This is a genomic window from Enterococcus pingfangensis (assembly GCF_005405205.1).
GTDB lineage: Bacteria > Bacillota > Bacilli > Lactobacillales > Enterococcaceae > Enterococcus_A > Enterococcus_A pingfangensis.
In genome coordinates, this window is record NZ_BJDP01000001.1 from 290,593 (window position 1) to 309,997 (window position 19,405).

13 protein-coding genes are annotated in these 19,405 nt (G+C 40.8%); 5 read left to right on the forward strand and 8 right to left on the reverse strand.

Going from position 1 to position 19,405, the window contains the following annotated elements:
- Positions 1-87 precede the first annotated feature (87 nt).
- The gene (gene trpS, locus FFM63_RS01330; RefSeq protein ID WP_137608544.1) at positions 88-1,098 is read left to right on the forward strand and encodes a tryptophan--tRNA ligase; all 1,011 of its coding nucleotides are present in this window, start codon (positions 88-90) and stop codon (positions 1,096-1,098) included.
- 74 nt (positions 1,099-1,172) lie between these two features.
- Here the strand turns inward: trpS and hemH are convergent, their stop codons facing one another.
- Complete coding sequence (hemH, locus tag FFM63_RS01335; RefSeq protein WP_137608545.1) at positions 1,173-2,114, reverse strand: ferrochelatase; 942 nt, start codon at positions 2,112-2,114, stop codon at positions 1,173-1,175.
- Positions 2,115-2,414: 300 nt separating this feature from the next.
- Here hemH and FFM63_RS01340 point away from each other — a divergent pair, with 300 nt between their 5' ends.
- The 4 genes from FFM63_RS01340 (at position 2,415) to FFM63_RS01355 (ending at position 6,223) form a co-directional block, all read left to right on the forward strand.
- On the forward strand, positions 2,415-2,984 hold the full coding sequence (locus tag FFM63_RS01340; protein WP_137608546.1) for a glycerol-3-phosphate responsive antiterminator: 570 nt from the start codon (positions 2,415-2,417) through the stop codon (positions 2,982-2,984).
- Between the two features lie 176 nt (positions 2,985-3,160).
- A complete protein-coding gene (locus FFM63_RS01345; RefSeq protein ID WP_137608547.1) occupies positions 3,161-4,609 on the forward strand; it encodes an NAD(P)/FAD-dependent oxidoreductase in 1,449 nt (482 codons plus the stop codon).
- Between the two features lies 1 nt (position 4,610).
- Entirely contained in the window at positions 4,611-5,867 is a 1,257-nt protein-coding gene (locus FFM63_RS01350) for an NAD(P)/FAD-dependent oxidoreductase (protein ID WP_137608548.1), read from the forward strand.
- 2 nt (positions 5,868-5,869) lie between these two features.
- Complete coding sequence (locus FFM63_RS01355) at positions 5,870-6,223, forward strand: DUF1667 domain-containing protein (RefSeq protein WP_137608549.1); 354 nt, start codon at positions 5,870-5,872, stop codon at positions 6,221-6,223.
- A 108-nt stretch (positions 6,224-6,331) separates the two neighbouring features.
- Here FFM63_RS01355 and FFM63_RS01360 read toward each other — a convergent pair whose 3' ends face one another.
- The 7 genes from FFM63_RS01360 to FFM63_RS01390 all read right to left on the reverse strand — a co-directional run bounded on the left by FFM63_RS01360 (position 6,332) and on the right by FFM63_RS01390 (position 19,350).
- A complete protein-coding gene (locus tag FFM63_RS01360; RefSeq protein WP_137608550.1) occupies positions 6,332-7,189 on the reverse strand; it encodes an NmrA family NAD(P)-binding protein in 858 nt (285 codons plus the stop codon).
- Between the two features lie 2 nt (positions 7,190-7,191).
- On the reverse strand, positions 7,192-7,602 hold the full coding sequence (locus FFM63_RS01365) for a MarR family winged helix-turn-helix transcriptional regulator (protein ID WP_137608551.1): 411 nt from the start codon (positions 7,600-7,602) through the stop codon (positions 7,192-7,194).
- A gap of 321 nt (positions 7,603-7,923) precedes the next feature.
- Positions 7,924-10,341 carry a phenylalanine--tRNA ligase subunit beta gene (pheT, locus tag FFM63_RS01370; protein WP_137608552.1) on the reverse strand — a complete coding sequence of 806 codons (2,418 nt, stop codon included), beginning with the start codon at positions 10,339-10,341 and terminating at the stop codon, positions 7,924-7,926.
- 6 nt (positions 10,342-10,347) lie between these two features.
- Positions 10,348-11,391: a phenylalanine--tRNA ligase subunit alpha gene (pheS, locus tag FFM63_RS01375; RefSeq protein WP_137608553.1), complete on the reverse strand. Its 1,044-nt coding sequence runs from the start codon at positions 11,389-11,391 to the stop codon at positions 10,348-10,350.
- A gap of 398 nt (positions 11,392-11,789) precedes the next feature.
- A complete protein-coding gene (locus FFM63_RS01380) occupies positions 11,790-12,134 on the reverse strand; it encodes a winged helix-turn-helix transcriptional regulator (protein ID WP_137608554.1) in 345 nt (114 codons plus the stop codon).
- 66 nt (positions 12,135-12,200) lie between these two features.
- Complete coding sequence (gene addA / locus FFM63_RS01385) at positions 12,201-15,878, reverse strand: helicase-exonuclease AddAB subunit AddA (protein WP_137608555.1); 3,678 nt, start codon at positions 15,876-15,878, stop codon at positions 12,201-12,203.
- The gene (locus FFM63_RS01390) at positions 15,868-19,350 is read right to left on the reverse strand and encodes a PD-(D/E)XK nuclease family protein (protein ID WP_137608556.1); all 3,483 of its coding nucleotides are present in this window, start codon (positions 19,348-19,350) and stop codon (positions 15,868-15,870) included. Before FFM63_RS01390 ends, addA begins: the two co-directional genes overlap by 11 nt.
- Positions 19,351-19,405 lie beyond the last annotated feature (55 nt).

Genomic DNA, 19,405 nt, shown 5'->3' on the forward strand with positions numbered 1-19,405 from the left:
AAATAGTAATAAGAGTTGTCTTGACTGAAAAAAAAAGGTAGTATTTGAAGAGACTATTGAAAGAATTTTTTACGAAAAGGTGAGTTAATGAAAAATATCATACTAACTGGAGATCGCCCAACGGGTCAATTACACTTGGGCCATTATGTTGGTTCTTTGAAAAATCGTGTTCTGATGCAAAAAGATCCTGAAAATAATTTGTTTATCATGATCGCGGACATGCAGGCTTTAACGGATAACGCAAAAAATCCAGAAAAAGTTTCCTCCAATGTGTTGCAAGTCGCATTAGACTATTTGGCGGTAGGTTTAGATCCAAAACGTTCTACTTTATTTATCCAGTCACAAATTCCTGAACTGGCTGAACTGACTATGTACTATTTGAATTTGGTCAGCGTGGGTCGCGTCCGCCGCAATCCAACAGTAAAATCAGAAATCGAACAAAAAAAATTTGGCGAAAGCGTACCAACAGGCTTCTTTATCTATCCTGTTTCACAAGCCGCTGATATTACTGCTTTTAAAGCAAACCTAGTGCCTGTCGGTGAAGACCAAAAACCGATGCTAGAACAAACTCAAGAAATCGTCCAAAGTTTTAATCATACTTATGGCGAAGTCCTGGTCGAACCAAAAGGCGTGTTCCCGGAAAAAGGACAAGGCCGCTTACCAGGAATTGATGGCAACGGAAAAATGAGCAAATCATTGGGAAATGGGATTTATTTAGCTGACCCTGCCGATGTCTTGGCAAAAAAAGTCATGAGCATGTATACTGATCCAAATCACATCCATGTTGCAGACCCGGGTCAAGTTGAAGGAAATATGGTCTTCACTTATTTAGATGTTTTTGGAACAGACAAAGAAAAAATCGCTGAGCTAAAAGAACAGTACCGTCATGGCGGTCTGGGTGATGTGAAAATCAAACGCTACTTAATCGATGTCTTAGAAGCCGAGTTCGGACCGATCCGCGCCCGCCGCGAAGAATTTGCAAAAGATCCAGAAGCGATCATGCAACTGTTAAAAGTAGGCAGCGAACAAGCACAAGCCGTTGCTGCTAAAACATTAACTGAAGTAAAACAAGCTATGGGGATCAATTATTTCGCCTAACTAATTGCTTAAAACTTGAATAAAATGAATCGACCGTCAACAATCAGTGAACTGACTTTTGGCGATCGATTTTTTTACATTTCTTCTATTATAGAGTGCAAAATATTGGTAAATTCTGGTGAATCATTAAATGGATGCACGTATTCAAAATATTCTCCACCGTTTTCCATAAAATACCCGCGATTTTCATCATCGATTTCTTCGATCGTTTCCAAACAGTCCGCTACAAAACCTGGAGTGATCACTAAAACTTTTTTAACATTTTGACTTGGAAAAGCCTTTAAAGTCTCCGAAGTCATCGGTGTCAACCACTGTCCCGGTCCGAACTTTGATTGATAAGAATGCGCGTAAGGAAAATCACCTAATTTTTCCATGACTTTCTGAGTAGTCAGCTGGCACTGTTCTTCGTAAGGATCCCCCTGATCTACTATCGAAACGGGAATTCCGTGATAAGAAAATAAGATCATATCAAACGTTTTACCCGACAGATGCTGCTTGATCTGATCTGTCAGCAATTGAATGTATCCCTCATGGTCATAAAATGAACTGGAAATTCTAAGCTGCGGAATCTCTGCCGCCTTTTGATAAACTTGGCTGATCTGATCATAAATTGGCGCAACAGTAGTTTCAGAATACTGTGGATATAATGGGACAACACACAATTCCGTCATCCCTGCTTGTTTCATCTCAGCAAGTGTTTCTTGGACCCCTGGATTGCCATAAGTCATCGCGTAACGAACGATCGTATCTGGCATAAGCGCTTGTAAGAGTACTGCCTGCTTTTTAGTATAGATCCAAAGCGGCGAACCTTCTTCGCGCCAAATTTTTTGATAGGTGCGCGCGGTTTTTCTGGGGCGAATCTGCAATACGATCCCGTGTAAGATTGGCAGCCACAACCCACGCGGCCACCGGATCACTCGACGATCAGACAAAAACTCAGCTAGAAAACTTTTTACGGCCTTCGGTGTCGGTTCCTCGGGTGTTCCTAAATTTACTAACAAAATCCCTTTTCTCATGCTTAACATCCTTCATCTTAAATTCTAAATTAAACTATAGCAGAAGCAACGCAAAAAAACACTTGTAATACTTATTGAAAGAAGAATTTTTAGCTTATTCAGAAGCTCCATAAAAGTTTGCCTCATCTGTTCTAGAATAAATAGTTTTTAATAAAATTAATTTTAGTTTACACTTGGTATTTTATGTCTACTAACTAATCTCATCACCCCTTTTAGAAATTCGATCTTAGAAACTGCCCTTTTCCTTCTTTTTTTCTCATGGTAAAATAAAAAGTGAGAAAGTCGAAGGAGTTATGTTGGATGAATTTTCATGAATTGTATCAAAAACTAGAACTTGCCCCGGTAATCGCAGCGGCAAAAAATGAAACCGATTTAGATGCTGCCGTAAATTCAGAAGCAGAAGTCATCTTTATTCTCCAGTCACATATTATGGAGTTAACTGAACTATCCAACAAAATCAAATCTAGTGGGAAAGCCGCAATTTTACACGCCGATTTAGTCAAAGGTTTATCTTCTGATGAAAAAGCGATCGACTACATCAAACAAACCACTTCTTTTGACGGGATTATCTCGACGAAACCAACCATTATTCACCAAGCAAAAAGACATCATTTATTAGCGATCCAACGTTTTTTTTTACTAGATTCTTCTGCCCTAGAAAACATCGATCGTCAACTAAAATATTCCGAAGCAGATTTAGTTGAAGTTCTCCCAAACATTGCTCCAAAAATTATCAAAGAGTTGGTCAATCACTCTAGAAAGCCATTAATCGTTGGTGGATTGATTCGTGATAAGGAAGATATCATGGGCGCATTAGGTGCTGGCAGTCTTGCTGTCTCGACGACCGAAAGTTCAATTTGGGCTGTTTAGTGATTGTTGAACTTTTTTATAAGTGTTATAATACAGTTAACTAAATAATTGCTAGAGATAAAAGAGTATAGCCGCAAACGTCAACAAACATTGGCGTTTGTTTCCTATACTCTTTTTTGCTGCAATCCAAACAAATCCAGAGTGACTGTTCACTCAAATACGTAGGAGGAAAATTTATGTATGATGTAATTGTAATCGGTTGCGGAATCGTCGGTGCCGCGACCGCCTATGAATTGAGCAAGTACCAATTAAAAACGTTAGTCTTAGAAGCAGAAAACGATGTGAGCTTAGGCGCGACTAGAGCCAACAGTGCCATTTTACATGCCGGCTATGACCCAGAACCAGGTACTTTGATGGCAAAATTAAATGTTGAAGGTGCAGAACGGGCAAAAGTGCTCTGTCAAAAACTTTCGGTCCATTATAATCAAATCGGTTCACTCGTAGTCGCTTTTTCAGCAGAAGAATTAACACTGATCCAAGCACTTTATGAACGCGGCGTCAGAAATGGTGTGAAAGAATTAGAGATTCTCGATCAAGCAGCACTGCTTAAAAAGGAACCGAATCTTTCTCATAAAGCCCTCGGTGCTCTTTACGCTCCAACTGCAGCGATCGTAAACCCATGGGAGTTTTGCCTCGCCTTAGCAGAAACCGCTGCAAAAAACGACGTGGAGATTGCTTTGGATAATCGAGTGATTGCGATCAAACAAATAGCAGATGGTTACGAAGTTACGACAAATAAAGCAACCTATCAGACAAAATACATTATGAATGCCGCTGGTGTCCACTCTGATGATATTCATAACTTGATCGCTGAACCAAATTTCGAAATCAAACCAAATCGCGGCGAGTATTACTTGTTAGATAAATCAGAAGGCACCGTCGTTCAGCACGTTGTTTTCCAATGCCCATCTAGCAGCGGTAAAGGCGTCTTGATCAGTCCAACTGTTCATGGCAATTTAGTCGTTGGACCGAACTCAGAAAGTATCAAGCGAACTGATTTAGACAGCGGAAAAGATACGGGAAATACGATTGCTGGATTAAAAACGGTCGTTGATTTGGCGAAAAAATCAGTGCCTGATCTTAATTTGCGGCAATCGATCCGTAATTTTTCTGGCGTTCGTGCCAACAGCACTGCTGATGATTTTATCATACAAGAAGCAGCTCCGGGCTTTATTGATTTAGCTGGGATCAAGTCTCCTGGTCTGACGGCTGCTCCAGCGATCGCCCTATACGCAATCGAGCTATTGGAAAAAGTGGCAGGAAAAAAATTTAAACAGAAAGAGTTCCATAACGATTCGCGAGAAAAAATTATTTTCCAAGAACTAAGTTTCAAAGAAAAAAATGAAGTGATCGCTAAAAATAGTACTTACGGTAGAGTTATTTGCCGCTGTGAGACTGTCACTGAAGGCGAGATTCGAACAGCTGTGCAATCCTCTATTCCTCCTGTTTCTATCGATGGGATCAAACGCAGATGCAATGCGGGCATGGGACGTTGCCAAGGCGGATTTTGCGGACCGCGAGTAGTTGACATTTTAGCCGATGAGCTGGATTGCTCGCCGCTAGATATTTTACAAGATCGCGCAGACAGTTATGTTTTAGTCGAAGCTACCAAAGGAGGACGTTAATATGCATGATTTAATTGTGATCGGCGGTGGTCCCGCTGGATTAGCAGCTGCAACCGCGGCTTATGAAAACGGCATCAAAGATATTTTGATTATCGAACGCGACCAAAAATTGGGTGGGATATTGAATCAATGTATCCATAATGGGTTTGGACTGCATCATTTTAAAGAAGAATTGACCGGTCCTGAATATGCGGCACGTTTTATTGATCAGGTTCAAAAAACGGAGATCACCGTTCTCTTAGATACGATGGTATTAGAAGTGACTGAAGATAAAGAAGTTCACATCGTTAATAAAGACCAAGGCTATCAGATCCTAAAAGCTAAAGCTTTAGTCTTTGCGATGGGCTGTCGTGAACGAACGCGCGGTGCGATTGGTATCGCCGGCAGTCGACCAGCTGGTGTCTACACAGCCGGTACAGCGCAGCGCTATGTCAATATGGAGGGGTATTTAGTTGGCAAAAAAGTCATTATTTTAGGTTCAGGTGATATTGGTCTGATCATGGCGCGGCGAATGACTTTAGAAGGGGCAGAAGTATTGGCTTGTATCGAAGTAATGCCCTATTCTGGCGGCTTGACGCGAAATATCGTTCAATGCCTAGATGATTTTGATATTCCTTTGTATCTTTCCCACACGATCACTGAAATTCGCGGCAAAAATCGCGTCGAGCAAGTCGTTGTTTCAAAAGTTGATGACAACCGGCAACCGATTGCTGGAACAGAGCGCACTTTTGATTGCGACACGATTTTGTTATCTGTTGGTTTGCTGCCGGAAAATGAATTGAGCCGCGATGCAAAGCTCAACTTAGATACTAAGACTAGCGGTCCTTTTGTTTACGAAAATATGGAGACTTCGACTCCTGGTATTTTCGCCTGCGGCAATGTAGTTCACGTCCATGATTTAGTCGACTTCGTAACTGCGGAAAGTATCAAAGCGGGAACTGCCGCAGCCGCTTATATTTTAGGTCAAGAAAATGAACAATCCAGATGCTTTACCGTCAAAAATGGTGATCACGTGACCTATGTCGTCCCTCAATTGATCCGTGATGAAAATGTCGCTCGCAGGGTAGAACTTTTCTTCCGCGTCAATCAAGTCTTCGATGAAAGCCAGATTTTGATTAAATCACAAGGCGAAGTTTTAGTGAAGCAGAAAAAAAGCTACATCGTACCTGGTGAAATGGAAAAAATCAAACTTTCTAAAAAAATCTTGGATAAAGCGGCGAATGGTGAATTGGAAATTTGTGTCGAGGAGGTCAAGTAAGGATGAAAAATTTTATCTGTATCATGTGTCCCAAGGGCTGTCATTTAACAGTAGATGAAACGAATGATTGCAAAGTCAGCGGTCACAGCTGTAATAAAGGCGTAAAATACGGCAAGGCCGAAGCAACGAATCCTGTGCGCGTAGTCACTTCAACGATCCGTGTTAACGGCGGCAATTCGTATCTTTGCTCCGTAAAAACGACTGATGGTATTCCTAAAACAGCTGTGTTAGAAGCTATGAAGACCATTAATACTGTTCAACTGCAAGCGCCCGTCAACATTGGTGATGTCGCGATCGAAAACCTGTTAGACACTGGCATTGATGTCGTGACAACAAGTGAGATACAAGCAATCTAAAATCAGTAAAACGCAAAAGGGATCTGAGATAATACGCAGATCCCTTTTTATCTATTTTTTCTAAAAGCGCTTAGTTGCTGATTAAAATTCATCCCCTATCCTTTTTCCTCACACAAAACAATCTTTATAGTCAGATAGGTATTCTTGGATCGTCCTAGGCGGCCGGTCGAGAATTGTTTCCAACACGTTCGTTACTTTTTTGGCGTTTCCTAATTGTGTGATCAAGTAAAGCATCACCATTACGTTCGCATAATCTTTCGCAATCCCTCGTTTGATCATGGCTTGGCGGAATTTCAATAAACTTGGCTGACTATAAGAAATCGTTATACCTAAAATTCCACTCATTTCTCTGGCGATTTCATTATACGTCAACGCTGCTGGTCCAGTAATTTCTAACGCTTGGTTTAAGTACTTGGCATTTGTTAAACAAACGGCTGCTGCTTCACCTATATCTCTTGTATCAATGAAACTGGTTTTTGAGTGACCGGCCGGAATGAATAAATCATGGGCAACCTTGATGTCTTCTTGATGAGTAGTATTTAAATTTTGCATGAAGAAGCTTGGTTGGATAAATGTATAGGGTAATTTCAACTGCTTAATCATTTTCTCAATTTTATGATGCGGCGTCATTGGATTTTTTTCAACACCAATTAGTGAAACAAAGACGATCTGCTGGATATTTTGCTGTTTCGCATAAGACAAAAAGGGAAACATGTCTTCTTTCGGTTTAGAAAGTTGCGGCGGCCGAATAAAAAAGACTTTATTTACGCCAGAAAATGCTGCTGGAAACGTGCTTGGATCAAGAAAATCAAAATGAGTAATCGTTACATTTTTCATTCCTGCAAATTTCTCTTGAGCCGGGTTATGCATACCAATCGTCAGCGCCACATTTTCTTTTTTGGCTAAACTCTCGATCAAAGGAAAGCCAATATTCCCCGTTCCTCCGATGATGAGTATGTGATCCATGCTTAACCCCTCTTTTCTTGATTGATTTTAGCTAATAAATGATTGAATGACGCTTGTTCTTGCTCGGATAAAATCGATAGGTGTCTTTCAACAACATGATCGCTTAATTTTTGATAATCTTCCAGAGCGTTTCTTCCAGTTTTTGTTAAAGATAATAAAAAAGAACGTTTGTCTGCTGGATGATTGCTTTTAACAAGCAGACCTTTTTTCTCGAGCCGTTGAATAATACCGGAAATCGTTGGTTTGTCCATATCTAGAATGTGAACCAATTCTGTAGCGGTCACTCGTTCTTTTAGATCAACTTGTTGGATGACCGCCCATTGCTGAACCGTGATTCCTTTTTCTGATAATGCTTGATTAAGATCATACTTTAATTTTTTTGAAATATTCATTAATAAATAGCCAGTATTCATTAGTCTCTCCTTTTAGTTAGCGTGCTAACTTCATTTGATTAGTATACTAACTATATTTTCCGAAAATGTCAATCTTGATAAATAAACACTCAGCAAAAAAACAGCTGAGTGTTTTGTTCCTCTGATCAAAATGGTTGTGACAAAGGTGGTCAGTTTCAAGCAATAAGAAGGAATTTCCGGAAATTTTTTCAAATTTTTATGCAACTTCAGTTTATTGCTTGAAGTGACTTCTCACCGTTTATTAAAAAAATAATGTATGACAACAATCTTGTCATACATCATTATTTCTGCCAAGTCTTTAGGCGACTTTGACATGCTTGATTAGCGGATAACTGCTTGTAATTTTTCTGTTAAGCTCTTAGTAACTTTTTCCATGCTGCGGTTGATTTCATCATCAGTCAGCGTTGCTTCAGGATTTACAAACGTCAAATTATAAGCCATTGACTTTTTGCCTGCTTCGATGTTGTCGCCTTGATACACATCGAATACTTGTAATTTCGTCAAGAATTTTCCGGCGGTAGCTGTAATCACTTCTTCGATTTCTGCGCTAGCGCTTGTTTCATCAACGAGCATCGCGATATCGCGGCTGACAGCTGGATATTTTGAAACAGCCTCAAAAACTAAAGGCGCTTTTTCTTGAGCGATCAATGCAGCGAGATCGATTTCTGCTACATAAGCTGATTTTAGTTCGTAGCTGGCTGCTATTTTGGGATGAACTTGACCGACAAATCCGATCAATTCTTCTCCTAAATAAATACCAGCAGTTTGGCCTGGATGCATTTCAGTTAGTTGAATCGCCTGATAAGAGACTTCTTTTGTTAAACCTAAGCCTTCGATCAATTCTTCGACTATTCCTTTAACCGTGTAGTAATCGGCAGCTTCAGCTTTTTTTGCCCAAGATTTATTACTGCTGTTGCCAGTAATGGCGATCGCCACATGATTTTGTTCACTTGGCAAATCTTTTTCTGGATCATTATTTTGGTAGAAGACGTGGCCGATTTCATAAAAAGCTACATCCGTATTCTTACGAGCGACATTGTAAGCTAAATCTTCTAATAAGCCGCTGACTAAGTTCAAGCGCATCGTTGAGCGTTCTTCACTCATCGGCCAAGCAACTCGTGTCACTTTACTTTCATTTAATAAAAACTGCTGTGCTTTTGCTTCGGTCGTCAAAGCATAACTGATCGCTTCTGACAAACCGGCGCTTTCTAAAAGATTACGGACTTTTCTAGTTGTTTTTTGTGTTTTAGTCAAGAAGCCGGCAACGGTTTGCCCTTCTGGTAATGTCGATGGCAGATTATTATAACCATAAATTCGAGCAATTTCTTCCATCAAGTCTGCTTCGATCGTGATATCCCAACGACGCGGCGGTACACTGACAGTAGTAATTCCTTCAGCAACTTGTGTCGCAAAGCCTAAAGCTTTGAAGATCGCATCGATTTGTTCTTGTGATAGATCAGTTCCTAAAAAGCGATTGACATTTTCAACCGTTGTGCTGACTTCAACATTTTGCGGCTGGACTTCACTGCCTTTTACGGCTCCTTGTAAAATTTTGCCGCCGGCTAATTCCGCGATCATCGTCGCCGCAACTTCTCCGGCTAAACTGATTTCGCCTTGATTGATCCCTTTTTCAAAACGCATAGAAGCTTCACTGCGCAAGTTATAGCTTTGTGACGTACGGCGAACAGACGTGTGGTCAAACATCGCCATCTCTAAAGCGACCGTCGTTGTTTCATCAGAGATTTCTGAATCTAAACCGCCCATCACACCTGCAAGAGCGACTGGAATCTCGCCGTTAGTAATCACGATATCTTCTTGGTTCAATGTTCGTTCAACGGCATCTAGTGTCGTAAAAGCTTCATTTTCTTTCGCGCGGCGAACTAGAATCTCATTACTGCCTAACTTATCATAGTCAAAAGCATGAAGCGGTTGACCGAATAATAATAAGATATAATTAGTCACATCTACCACGTTGCTGATTGGACGAATGCCTTCATTGATCAAACGATTTTGCAACCATTGCGGGCTTGGTCCGATTTTTACATCTTCAATAATCCGAATTTCATAATGCGGCGCGTCTTTTTTATCCGCCACAGAAACTTTGATCTTATCACTGGCCTTTTCAGCGGTCTCTTTTAATTCAACAGCTGGAAAGTCTACTTCTTTATTATAAATCGCTGCGACTTCATGGGCGACCCCGCGAATACTCAAGGCATCTGCCCGATTGGGTGTGATTGATAAATCAATGATCGCATCATCCATTTCTAAATATGGAAAAACTGGTTTTCCTGCAATCGCATCTTCTGGCAAATAGTAAATGCCTTCAGCATATTCTTTCGGGATGACTGAATCACTGAACCCAAGTTCTTGCAACGAACAGATCATTCCATTTGAGACTTGTCCGCGCATCTTGCCTTTTTTGATTTTTACATTGCCGCCGATTCGAGAGCCTGGCAATGCCACGATCACTTTGACACCGGCTTTGATGTTTGGTGCGCCACAGACGATTTGCGATAATTCTTCTTCACCGATATCAACTTGGCAAATCGAAAGATGATCTGAGTCAGGATGCGGGATACATTCTTTGACATCTCCGACAACGATTTTTTTCAATCCTTCTTGAGGTATATTTACCCCTTCAACTTCGATCCCTGTTAATGAAAGACGATCCGCTAATTCTTGCGGAGTGACCTCTTTTACATCGACATATTCATTTAACCATTTATATGAAACTAACATTGCTTTTTACTCCCCCTTGAATTGTTCCAAGAAACGAACATCATTTAAATAGAAATTTCGAATATCATTGACCCCATAGCGCAGCATCGCGATCCGGTCTGGTCCTAAGCCAAAAGCAAAGCCAGAATATTCTTTTGAATCGATTCCTGACATTTCTAATACGTCGGGATGAACCATACCGGCACCTAAAATTTCGATCCAGCCGGTATGCTTGCAGACATTACAGCCTTTGCCACCGCACTTGAAGCAGCTGACGTCGACTTCCACAGACGGCTCAGTGAATGGGAAATAACTTGGACGTAGCCGAATTTTACGATCAGCACCAAACAATTCTTTTAATAAGACTTCTAATGTCCCCTTCAAGTCTCCCATCGTGATACCTTTATCGACCACTAGGCCTTCGATTTGGTGGAATTGATGACTGTGAGTGGCATCATCTGTATCGCGCCGGAATACTTTCCCTGGTGAGATCATCCGCAGTGCGCCTTTTGAGAAATCATGTTGTTCCATCGTTCGCGCTTGCACCGGTGAAGTATGTGTCCGCAACAGCACTTCATCAGAAATATAGAAAGTATCTTGCATGTCGCGCGCAGGATGATCTTTAGGCAAATTCATGCGTTCAAAATTATAATGATCGGATTCAATTTCGGTTCCTTCAATCACTTGGTAGCCCATCCCAATAAAGGTATCTTCGATTTCTTCCATGATTTGGGTAAGCACGTGGCGAGTGCCTTGAGAAACTTGCTTTCCTGGCAATGTAACGTCTAGTGATTCTGCCGCTAATTGCTCAGCTAACGCGGATTCCGCTAAATCAGTTTTACGATCTTCTACGGCTTTTGTCAGCAAGTCGCGGATTTCATTTGCAAAAGCGCCGACTTTTGGTCGTTCTTCTGCGGAAAGATCCCGCATGCCCCGCAATACTTCGGTGATTGGTCCTTTTTTCCCTAACGTTTCCACTCGAATCGCTTCAACTGCGGAAAGTTCCTCAGCCGCGTTGATTTTTGCTAACGTTTGACTTTTTAGTTCTTCTAATTGTGCTTGTAAACTCATTGTTTTCTTCCTTTCCTTATTGCTGAAAATAGAATCGCAACTAAATATCCTATCGAATTCTTTCGAAAAATCTTTTAACCATTGATTCAAAACGAACCGTTCACTTTTGTTCTCAAGCGACTTGTTTAAAAACGACAAAAAGACCTCGTTCCCTAAAGGAACGAGGTCTCGCGTTACCATCCTAATTCGCCGATTACACTTTGGCGCTCTTAATTTTTAACGGCTCTGCCGGTCTTGCGACAAGCTCCAGAAGTGAACTTCATCTTTTCTTTTCTTAGTCTGCTTCCAGTCAATGACAGACATTCCCTTTTAAGATCTAAAAAAACTACTCTTTTCTATCGACACTTTTTAAACTATTCAATTGACTATTCCAATACTACAAGAAATCGAACAATTTATCAACTACATTCTTCGTCAGTAATCCAAGTTTCGCCCCATTGGTGGATCTCGCTCATCACTTTGTTCAAAGCTTTGCCTTTGTTTGTTAGACAATAATCCATCCGTTTTTGACTTCCACAAGCAATCATGCGACCAACAATGCCTTCTGCTTCTAGTTCTTTTAGTCGTTCCGTTAAAACCCGATCGCTGACATTGGGAATCATTGCAGCAATATCGACAAATCGTTGAGGCCCACCTTCCAACAATACATCAATAATCAGACCGTTCCATTTTTTGCCTAAAATCTGAAATCCTTTCTCAAATTTTGGACAGAGCGAAAAGTCCATTACTTCTATTTGTTCCATAATTCTCACCTCGATAGGAGAAGTATAGCACATCACTTACCTTTTATAAGTATATCTTGCCTATCCCTAAGGAGTTTTTAACAAATTAATCGCTCGGTTGCCTTGTAAGAAAATTAAATAGGCTGCCTCAACGGGTTTTTGTTTTGCTTTTTCTAACGCATCACGGTACAGATATAATTGACTGCGATAACGATCGATCAGCTGTGATTCTCTTTCTGGCGTGTAGTAATCCGTCTTTAGATCATACAAGAGGATTTTATCATCAAATTCTAAATAACCGTCAATAATCCCATGAATCAGAATCTCATCCTGGTTTTGATACTCGCTGAATAATTGATCTGCCGGCAGCAACATCGCAAAAGGTTCTTCACGAGATAAATACGCTGCATGTTGAATCAAATAGCTGCCAAATTCAGAATCAAAAAATTGCAAAATGTTATCAATCGCTATTTTTTCTGCGATCTCCGAGGTCAACGTTTGGCGTAAAACGAGTTCTTCAAGCAATGTTTCAATCGTGTTGCGTTGCGGTTTTTCTTTTAGCGGCAATAATTGCATCACTAAATGAGTAGCCGTGCCGATTTCAGCTGGCGACAGCTCTTTTTTCGTTCCTAAAAATTTAGGTTCGCTCAATTCGCTTTCGGTAAAACGATATTGCGGTTGTGAAGGCGTCAAGCTTAGTGTCTCACGATTATCAGGATCATCATACAATCGCTTCAGTTCGGATACCGATTGATAGCTCGTAGTTTTGGTCGCTTCAGGGTACGGATATTCAAACAACAATCGCTGCTTCACCGGTTGAATATTGATTGCGCCTTGCGGGATCTCTAATGTTTTGATTTCTGGAAGATACTCTTGAACAGCTTTTGCGATCGTTTGTGGCTCGATAAAATCCAATTTGAAAACGGCTGGATGCTTTTTTAAGCTTGGTGGCTGATTGATCGCATAATCCTTTTGGTAATTGTCCATGATTGGGTGTCTAAATAACGTCAAACCTACCCAGTCAAAGAAACTTTCCTTTTGTCCGCTTCGAAGTCCCTCGTCTAAAACAAGTTTTTCATTCAAAGATCCTTTGCTCCAAGTTTTGTAGGCTGTTTCTTCATTCTCATAAGAACCAACCAAGAACAATTTTTGTTCGGCTCTTGTCAGTGCGACATAAAGTTTCCGCATTTCTTCTGACAATAGTTTATTCAGATTTTTTTGTTTGACCGTTTGGAACAACAAGGTGTCTTTTCTGATTCGAGTATCCGGCGTCAGCAATTTTACTCCTAGCCCCAACCGTTCATCAAACACATAATTTCTTCGAGTGTCTTGGACATTGAAACTTTTGCTCATGTCCAGTAAAAAAACTACGGGGAATTCCAAGCCTTTGCTTCCATGAATGGTCATTACCCGGACAGCATCTTGGATCTCTTCAGTTGGCGGTTCACCTAAATCTTTATCTTTTTCCTGCATTTTTTCAATAAAGCGAATAAATTGGTACAACCCGCGAAAACTGCTGCGTTCATAATCTTTTGCTCGTTCGATCAGCGCTAACAAATTCGCATGCCGTTGTTGTCCTGCCGGCATTCCTAAAACATAATCTAAATAAGCCGTCTCATTATAAATTTTCACTAATAGATCGGCCAATGATTCTCGGCGGGCAAATTCGCGCCACTCGTTTAATTGACCGATAAAAGCGGATAATTTTTTAGCAGTAGCATCTTCATTTGTTTGAAGATAGCTTTTCACCGCTTGATAATAATCTTTTTGTGGCAATGCTAACCGTACTTGGGCCAATTCTTCTTCGTACAATCCTACGATTGGCGAACGTAAAACGGCTGCCAGCGGGATATCTTGATACGGATTATCAATGATCTGCAATAAGGCAATGATTACTCGCAATTCTGTTGATTGAAAATAATTTTGCGTATCATTGATAGCTAATGGAATACCTAATTGTTTAAATATTTCCAAGATCGTCAGATTGTTGCTTCTAGTCGGGATCAATAAAGCGATGTCTTCATAACGAACTGGCCGCATCGCTTTTTCTTTTTTATCATAGATCTCAAAATCTTGGTCGATCAGCTCACGAATTTTCAGCGCTGTCATAAAGATCTCGCCCATTGATTTGTCTTCGATCCATTCAGGTACTTCACCTGCTTTTTGATAGATCAATAATTCTGGGGCGAAACTATCCGTTTCAGGAAAAGCAGTAAATCCATTGATCAATTCTGCTTGTTTGTCGTATTCAATCTGTCCGACTACCGGATCCATCAGCTGGCTGAAAATCAAATTAGTAAAGTCCAATACTTCTTTTCGTGAACGGAAGTTTTCTGCCAAAATAATTCGCCGTCCGCCGACTGCTTCAGAAAAGTCATGATATTTTTGAATAAATAATGTCGGATCCGCTAAACGGAAACCATAGATGGATTGTTTGACATCGCCAACCATAAAGAGATTTCCCGGTTTTTCGACACTAAGTTGACGCAAGATCGTCTCTTGCAACTGATTGATGTCTTGATATTCATCGACTAAAATCTCAGCAAACCGTTTGCGATAATAGTTTTCTGCCGGTCTCTCGCCATTGATGGTCGTTTGCAAGATCTGCAAAGTAAAATGTTCTAGATCATTAAAATCCAGCATCCCTTTTTCACGTTTCTTCGCGGAATATTCTTCAATAAAGCGTTTTTCGACCCGAACCAATTCTTCAACGATAGGCAATGCTTCTTGCAATCGCTCTACTTGTTCTTCTGGTGAGACAGAAAAATACATTTCTTTGATTTTCAGCAGTTCTTGTTTGGCATGATCACGATAGTTTTTACATTCTGCAATGACATCGCCGTAAAGTTCTTTGATCTCTTTTTTACGCGGTGAAGGATATGCTGGGAATTTGATCGTTTCAAATAGCGTAAACACATCCGTCAGTTCATTTTCTCTGATTTTTTGTTCGATCTGCTGTGTCAGTAGTTTTTCTGTTTGAGCAAGCGCGGTGATTTTTTGCAGCTCATCTGCTCCTTGACTTGCTGAGATCAGCCACTGATAATTCTGATCGATCTCTTGCAGCGTGTTTAAAACTTGCGGACGAATCAAGTCTTGATATAACGCTGAATCAACCAAAGTCTCAACCCGATAATTGTCGACTAAGCCGTCCAACCAGCGAAAAGGTTCTGGATTGGCCCGGGCAAATTCATACATCGCTAAGATCAAATCTTCCAAGCCGCTATCGCTGCGATCGTTTGAGAAATTTTCTGTCAGACGATAAAAAATCTCCTGATTTTCTTCATAAAATGTTTCTCGTAATTCGTCCCACACATCTTCTTTTAACAAAATCTTCTCAGTATCATCAGTCAGCATCCGATAACTTGGGTCCAGATCGATCAAATAGAAAAAACGCTGGATGACTTTGGAACAAAATGAATGCAACGTTGAGATATTCGCAGTCGGCAACAACGTCAACTGATGAGTAAAATGATTTTTTAATTCTTGATCGGTCTCCTCGTTGATCGCTTCTTGTAAAGCGCTCTGGACACGTTCCTTCATTTCAGCTGCCGCGGCTTCCGTGAAGGTCACGACTAAGAGCTGATCGACTGAAAGTTTCTGGCGTTTGATTTTTTCAATGACACGCCGAACCAACACAGCCGTTTTTCCTGACCCAGCCGAAGCCGAAACTAAGAGATTGGTCCCTTGATCATAAATCGCCTGCCACTGGGAATCAGTATAGATTTCGTTTGGTGTTTTCGGAGGGATGGGATAGTTAGTTGTCATGCAGTTCTTCCTCCATTCGTTTCAAGACTTCCTCTTTAGAAAGTTTTTCTAAGCGGTGATAATTATTTTCTTTCAACATCGCGTCAAATTTGCAGACACTGCGGAATGGGCAGTATTGGCAAGCGATCCGCTGATTGTCTTTATAAGTTGGATTCAATTTAATTTCACCGGAAACAATTTGATTGCCGGCTTGTTGAATTTTTTCTCGGTTGTATTTGCGCAGCAGTTCGATCTCAGATAGATCATAAAATTTATCTTTAGAATGCGATACGATTACTGTTTGCCCATCTTTATCTTTTTTGATTGGGAACAATGAGGAGCTTTCTTTTTCTTGTAAACTCTGATCCAGCTGATCATAAAGCTCCGGCTCTTTTGCAAATAAGCCGTCGTATTGATAGGCCTTCAACATCTCTTTTTCAATATTTTTAGGCTCTTTTAATACAGGATTGTGAATGTGCAAATAGTAAGCGCCCGCCGGTTTGACCTCTTTTGCATTGGCTTGATTGAAGTCGGTGACGGCCACATCCAAGTAAGTGATTAACTGCAAAGCGATGCCATAATACGCATCCGTCACATTGAAACTGTGAGGACTCGATTTATAGTCGATTACACTCAGCCAATCATTTTCTTTACCTTGCAGTTGGTCTAAGCGATCGATTTTTCCGCGGACTGCCACTTTGCCGCCATTTGATAATGGCAAGTCGATTCCTGGAATTCCTTTTTGTCCGCCAATTGATCCAAAGAGAACTTCCGTTTGCTGCGGTTCAAGCTTTGTCCGCATTCCTTGCTGCACCAAGCCCCAGCTGACTCTTTGAATCGTTCGTGACAACTGATAGCGAATGTAATTCATTCGAGCTGAACTGGAAAGAATGGCAAATTTCAACTCGCCAAAAATTTTTCTCAAAACTTCTTCAGCCAGCTGATTGCGTTCTGCTTCATTTAATTCTGCTAAGCGCAAGCCTTGCTCTTTAATCAAATGGAAAAAATAATCCAATGCTTCATGATAAAAATCTCCTGCCGCCGCCGGTGTCAACCCGTAAACCGTCCGCTCTTTTAAGCCTAAGCCGAAATTAGCAAAGTATTTATATTGGCAATTATAGAAATTCTCGATTCGTGAAACGGAAACATACAGATTTTTTCCGTATAACTGTTCAGCTGTTTCTGGCAGCAGTTCCCGCGGCACGTTGAGATCTTGCAAACTTTTAAAGACACGCTGAGCCATTGGGGCTAGCGAACTATTTTGGATAAATTTTTGCAATTCCCGCCATGATGGCAAGAAAGCCCGATTCTCATCTTGCGCAAAGCGGTTCAAAGCAATTAGATCGGACAGCAGCGTCCGCATTGTTCCTAAATGATCTTCCGGCAGACTCGTTAGTTTCAACGATTCATTTTCTTTGATTGGCAATTGGAGTCCTTGGCTTAACTGGCGTAAAAAGGAAGAAACTTCTAATTTTTTCTCTCCTTCAACCGTTGCCGCCAAACTCAAATAAAGTTTTTCTGTTGCAGAAAGAAAGACAGAGTAAGCTAAAAAAGGTTCTCGACTTACTTTAGAACTATTACTTTCTGGTAAAAACTTTCCTTCCGGCAGATTTTGATTGAACAACGAACGCTCTTCTGCCGATAACAAGCCTTTGTCGTCAAAACGAGCAGGAAAATCATTGTTGTTCAGCCCGATTGCGAACGTGACTTTCATTTGATCCACACGCGCCAGTTCTAAATCATTGACTCGAACTTGATCGATCGCAGTTGGAATCTTGCCGTAAGATAGATTCATCAAACCCGCTAAAAAGATTTCTTGAAAAGCGGGCCAATCAAAGGAATCTGCACCATAGATCAAGACATACTCATCCAAAAGATCAAGTAATGCCTGCCAAGTTTGTTCATGATTGCGGGCTTTATCTAAATTTCCTCTTTCAACTTCTTGATCCCGCCAAAAAAGCAATTGTTTTTTTACTCCACTTTTTTCTAAGAATCGATAAAAAATCGTCGCGGCTTCTAGTCCATTTGCCGCTTGTTTGATTTTTTTTAAAAATGCCGGCAATACTTGTTGGATTGAGCGGCGGACTTCATTAGTCACAGCTTCTAATTGTTTCGCATCCTTGAAAACATCGGCCTCAAAATCATAATCGACAAATTCCCAATCTGATTCTTTTGTCCAAGCGCTTCCGCGAAAATTGTAAGCTAAACAAACATTTTCAGTCTGATCGATTTTTTCGCGGTAGTCTTGTTGCTGCGAAAACCAAGTATCCGCCGCCCAATCAAAGGGGGCAAATAATTCTGTGCGCAGCAAGCGAAACACATCGTTGATTCGGTAATGGTAGTTATCGACCAAAAACAATGCTTGTAAAAATTCAATCAACGGATGGGCTGCCATCGCTTGCGTCTCATCCAAATAAAATGGAATAGCCAGTTTTTGGAAAATATCTGGCAAGACACTGTCATAAATTTGCGGATTACGCAATAAGATTTGAATGTCTTTATAACGATAGCCCTCATCTCTGACCAAATGCCGGATCTTTTCACCGACCTTTCGGATCTCTTCCGCCACTGTGGCATATTTGGTTAGCTGAATCTGGTCTGATTGCGACAGATCGGCTTTTTTCTGATCCGCCCAAAATGTGCCGATTTGATTGAAAACAGTTTGTTTCGCTTGTGAAAAACGGTCCGACCGTACGGGAATTTGTTGCAAGTCTGCATTTTTCTTTAATTGAAAATAGGTCTTGCCCGGATCTGCAAACAAGTTCAAAGGATTTGGTTCTTCGTTTGGATATGGACGATCCAATTCCAAAGAAACAAACAGTTCCCCGCAAGTCATCAACGTATTCAAAACATTCAATTCTCTAGCGTTGAACCGGGTAAATCCGCTGACGATAAACAAACTATGCGATAAGTCTTGCCCACCTAAATAATCATGCAGCAATAACAATGGATCTTCATTCGCCACTTGATAATCAATCAATGCTTCTTCATAGGCCGCAAAAACTTTTTGCAAGTCTTGCAGTTTCAAAACTTGATCTGGGTCGCTCCCATTTTCAACTAAGTCTGCGACGGTAACATTACCGATCTGCATCTCTTGATAAAAGCCGACTAATTGTTGAATAAATCCCGTTTTATTTACTTCGCCGCGAAAAATCGTCAACTCTTCACGCTGTTCTTGGAGAATTTTCCGCAAGATCATCGCATTGCCGGCTTCAGATAAAATATTTCCTGGAACTTGTCCGTCGCGCTGTAAAAAATACCAAGCCAACCGTTGAAAGCTAAATACTTGGGTACGGATCGTACTGAACGCTGTCTTTTTTTCTGATTGTTTTATAGCGGACAAAAGTGTGATCTCTTGTTCAAATTTATTGTAATTGGGGACTAAGAAAAACACCCGATTCTCTGAACTGCGCGCTAACCAAGCTTGCGCCGTCTGAATCATTTGTTCTGTCGCGTCGTTCTGCCCAGCACCTAACAAAAATTGTAATGCCATCGTTTCCCCTCTTTTCTTCAAATGATGGTACTTGTTTATTATAACAGTTCAAGTA

Coding starts and splice junctions, on each gene's coding strand:
- addA (WP_137608555.1), bottom strand. CDS start 15,878: ATGACAACTAACTATCCCATCCCTCCGAAAACACCAAACGAAATCTAT.
- FFM63_RS01380 (WP_137608554.1), bottom strand. CDS start 12,134: ATGGAACAAATAGAAGTAATGGACTTTTCGCTCTGTCCAAAATTTGAG.
- hemH (WP_137608545.1), bottom strand. CDS start 2,114: ATGAGAAAAGGGATTTTGTTAGTAAATTTAGGAACACCCGAGGAACCG.
- FFM63_RS01345 (WP_137608547.1), top strand. CDS start 3,161: ATGTATGATGTAATTGTAATCGGTTGCGGAATCGTCGGTGCCGCGACC.
- trpS (WP_137608544.1), top strand. CDS start 88: ATGAAAAATATCATACTAACTGGAGATCGCCCAACGGGTCAATTACAC.
- pheS (WP_137608553.1), bottom strand. CDS start 11,391: ATGAGTTTACAAGCACAATTAGAAGAACTAAAAAGTCAAACGTTAGCA.
- FFM63_RS01340 (WP_137608546.1), top strand. CDS start 2,415: ATGAATTTTCATGAATTGTATCAAAAACTAGAACTTGCCCCGGTAATC.
- FFM63_RS01360 (WP_137608550.1), bottom strand. CDS start 7,189: ATGGATCACATACTCATCATCGGAGGAACGGGGAATATTGGCTTTCCT.
- FFM63_RS01365 (WP_137608551.1), bottom strand. CDS start 7,602: ATGAATACTGGCTATTTATTAATGAATATTTCAAAAAAATTAAAGTAT.
- FFM63_RS01355 (WP_137608549.1), top strand. CDS start 5,870: ATGAAAAATTTTATCTGTATCATGTGTCCCAAGGGCTGTCATTTAACA.
- pheT (WP_137608552.1), bottom strand. CDS start 10,341: ATGTTAGTTTCATATAAATGGTTAAATGAATATGTCGATGTAAAAGAG.
- FFM63_RS01390 (WP_137608556.1), bottom strand. CDS start 19,350: ATGGCATTACAATTTTTGTTAGGTGCTGGGCAGAACGACGCGACAGAA.
- FFM63_RS01350 (WP_137608548.1), top strand. CDS start 4,611: ATGCATGATTTAATTGTGATCGGCGGTGGTCCCGCTGGATTAGCAGCT.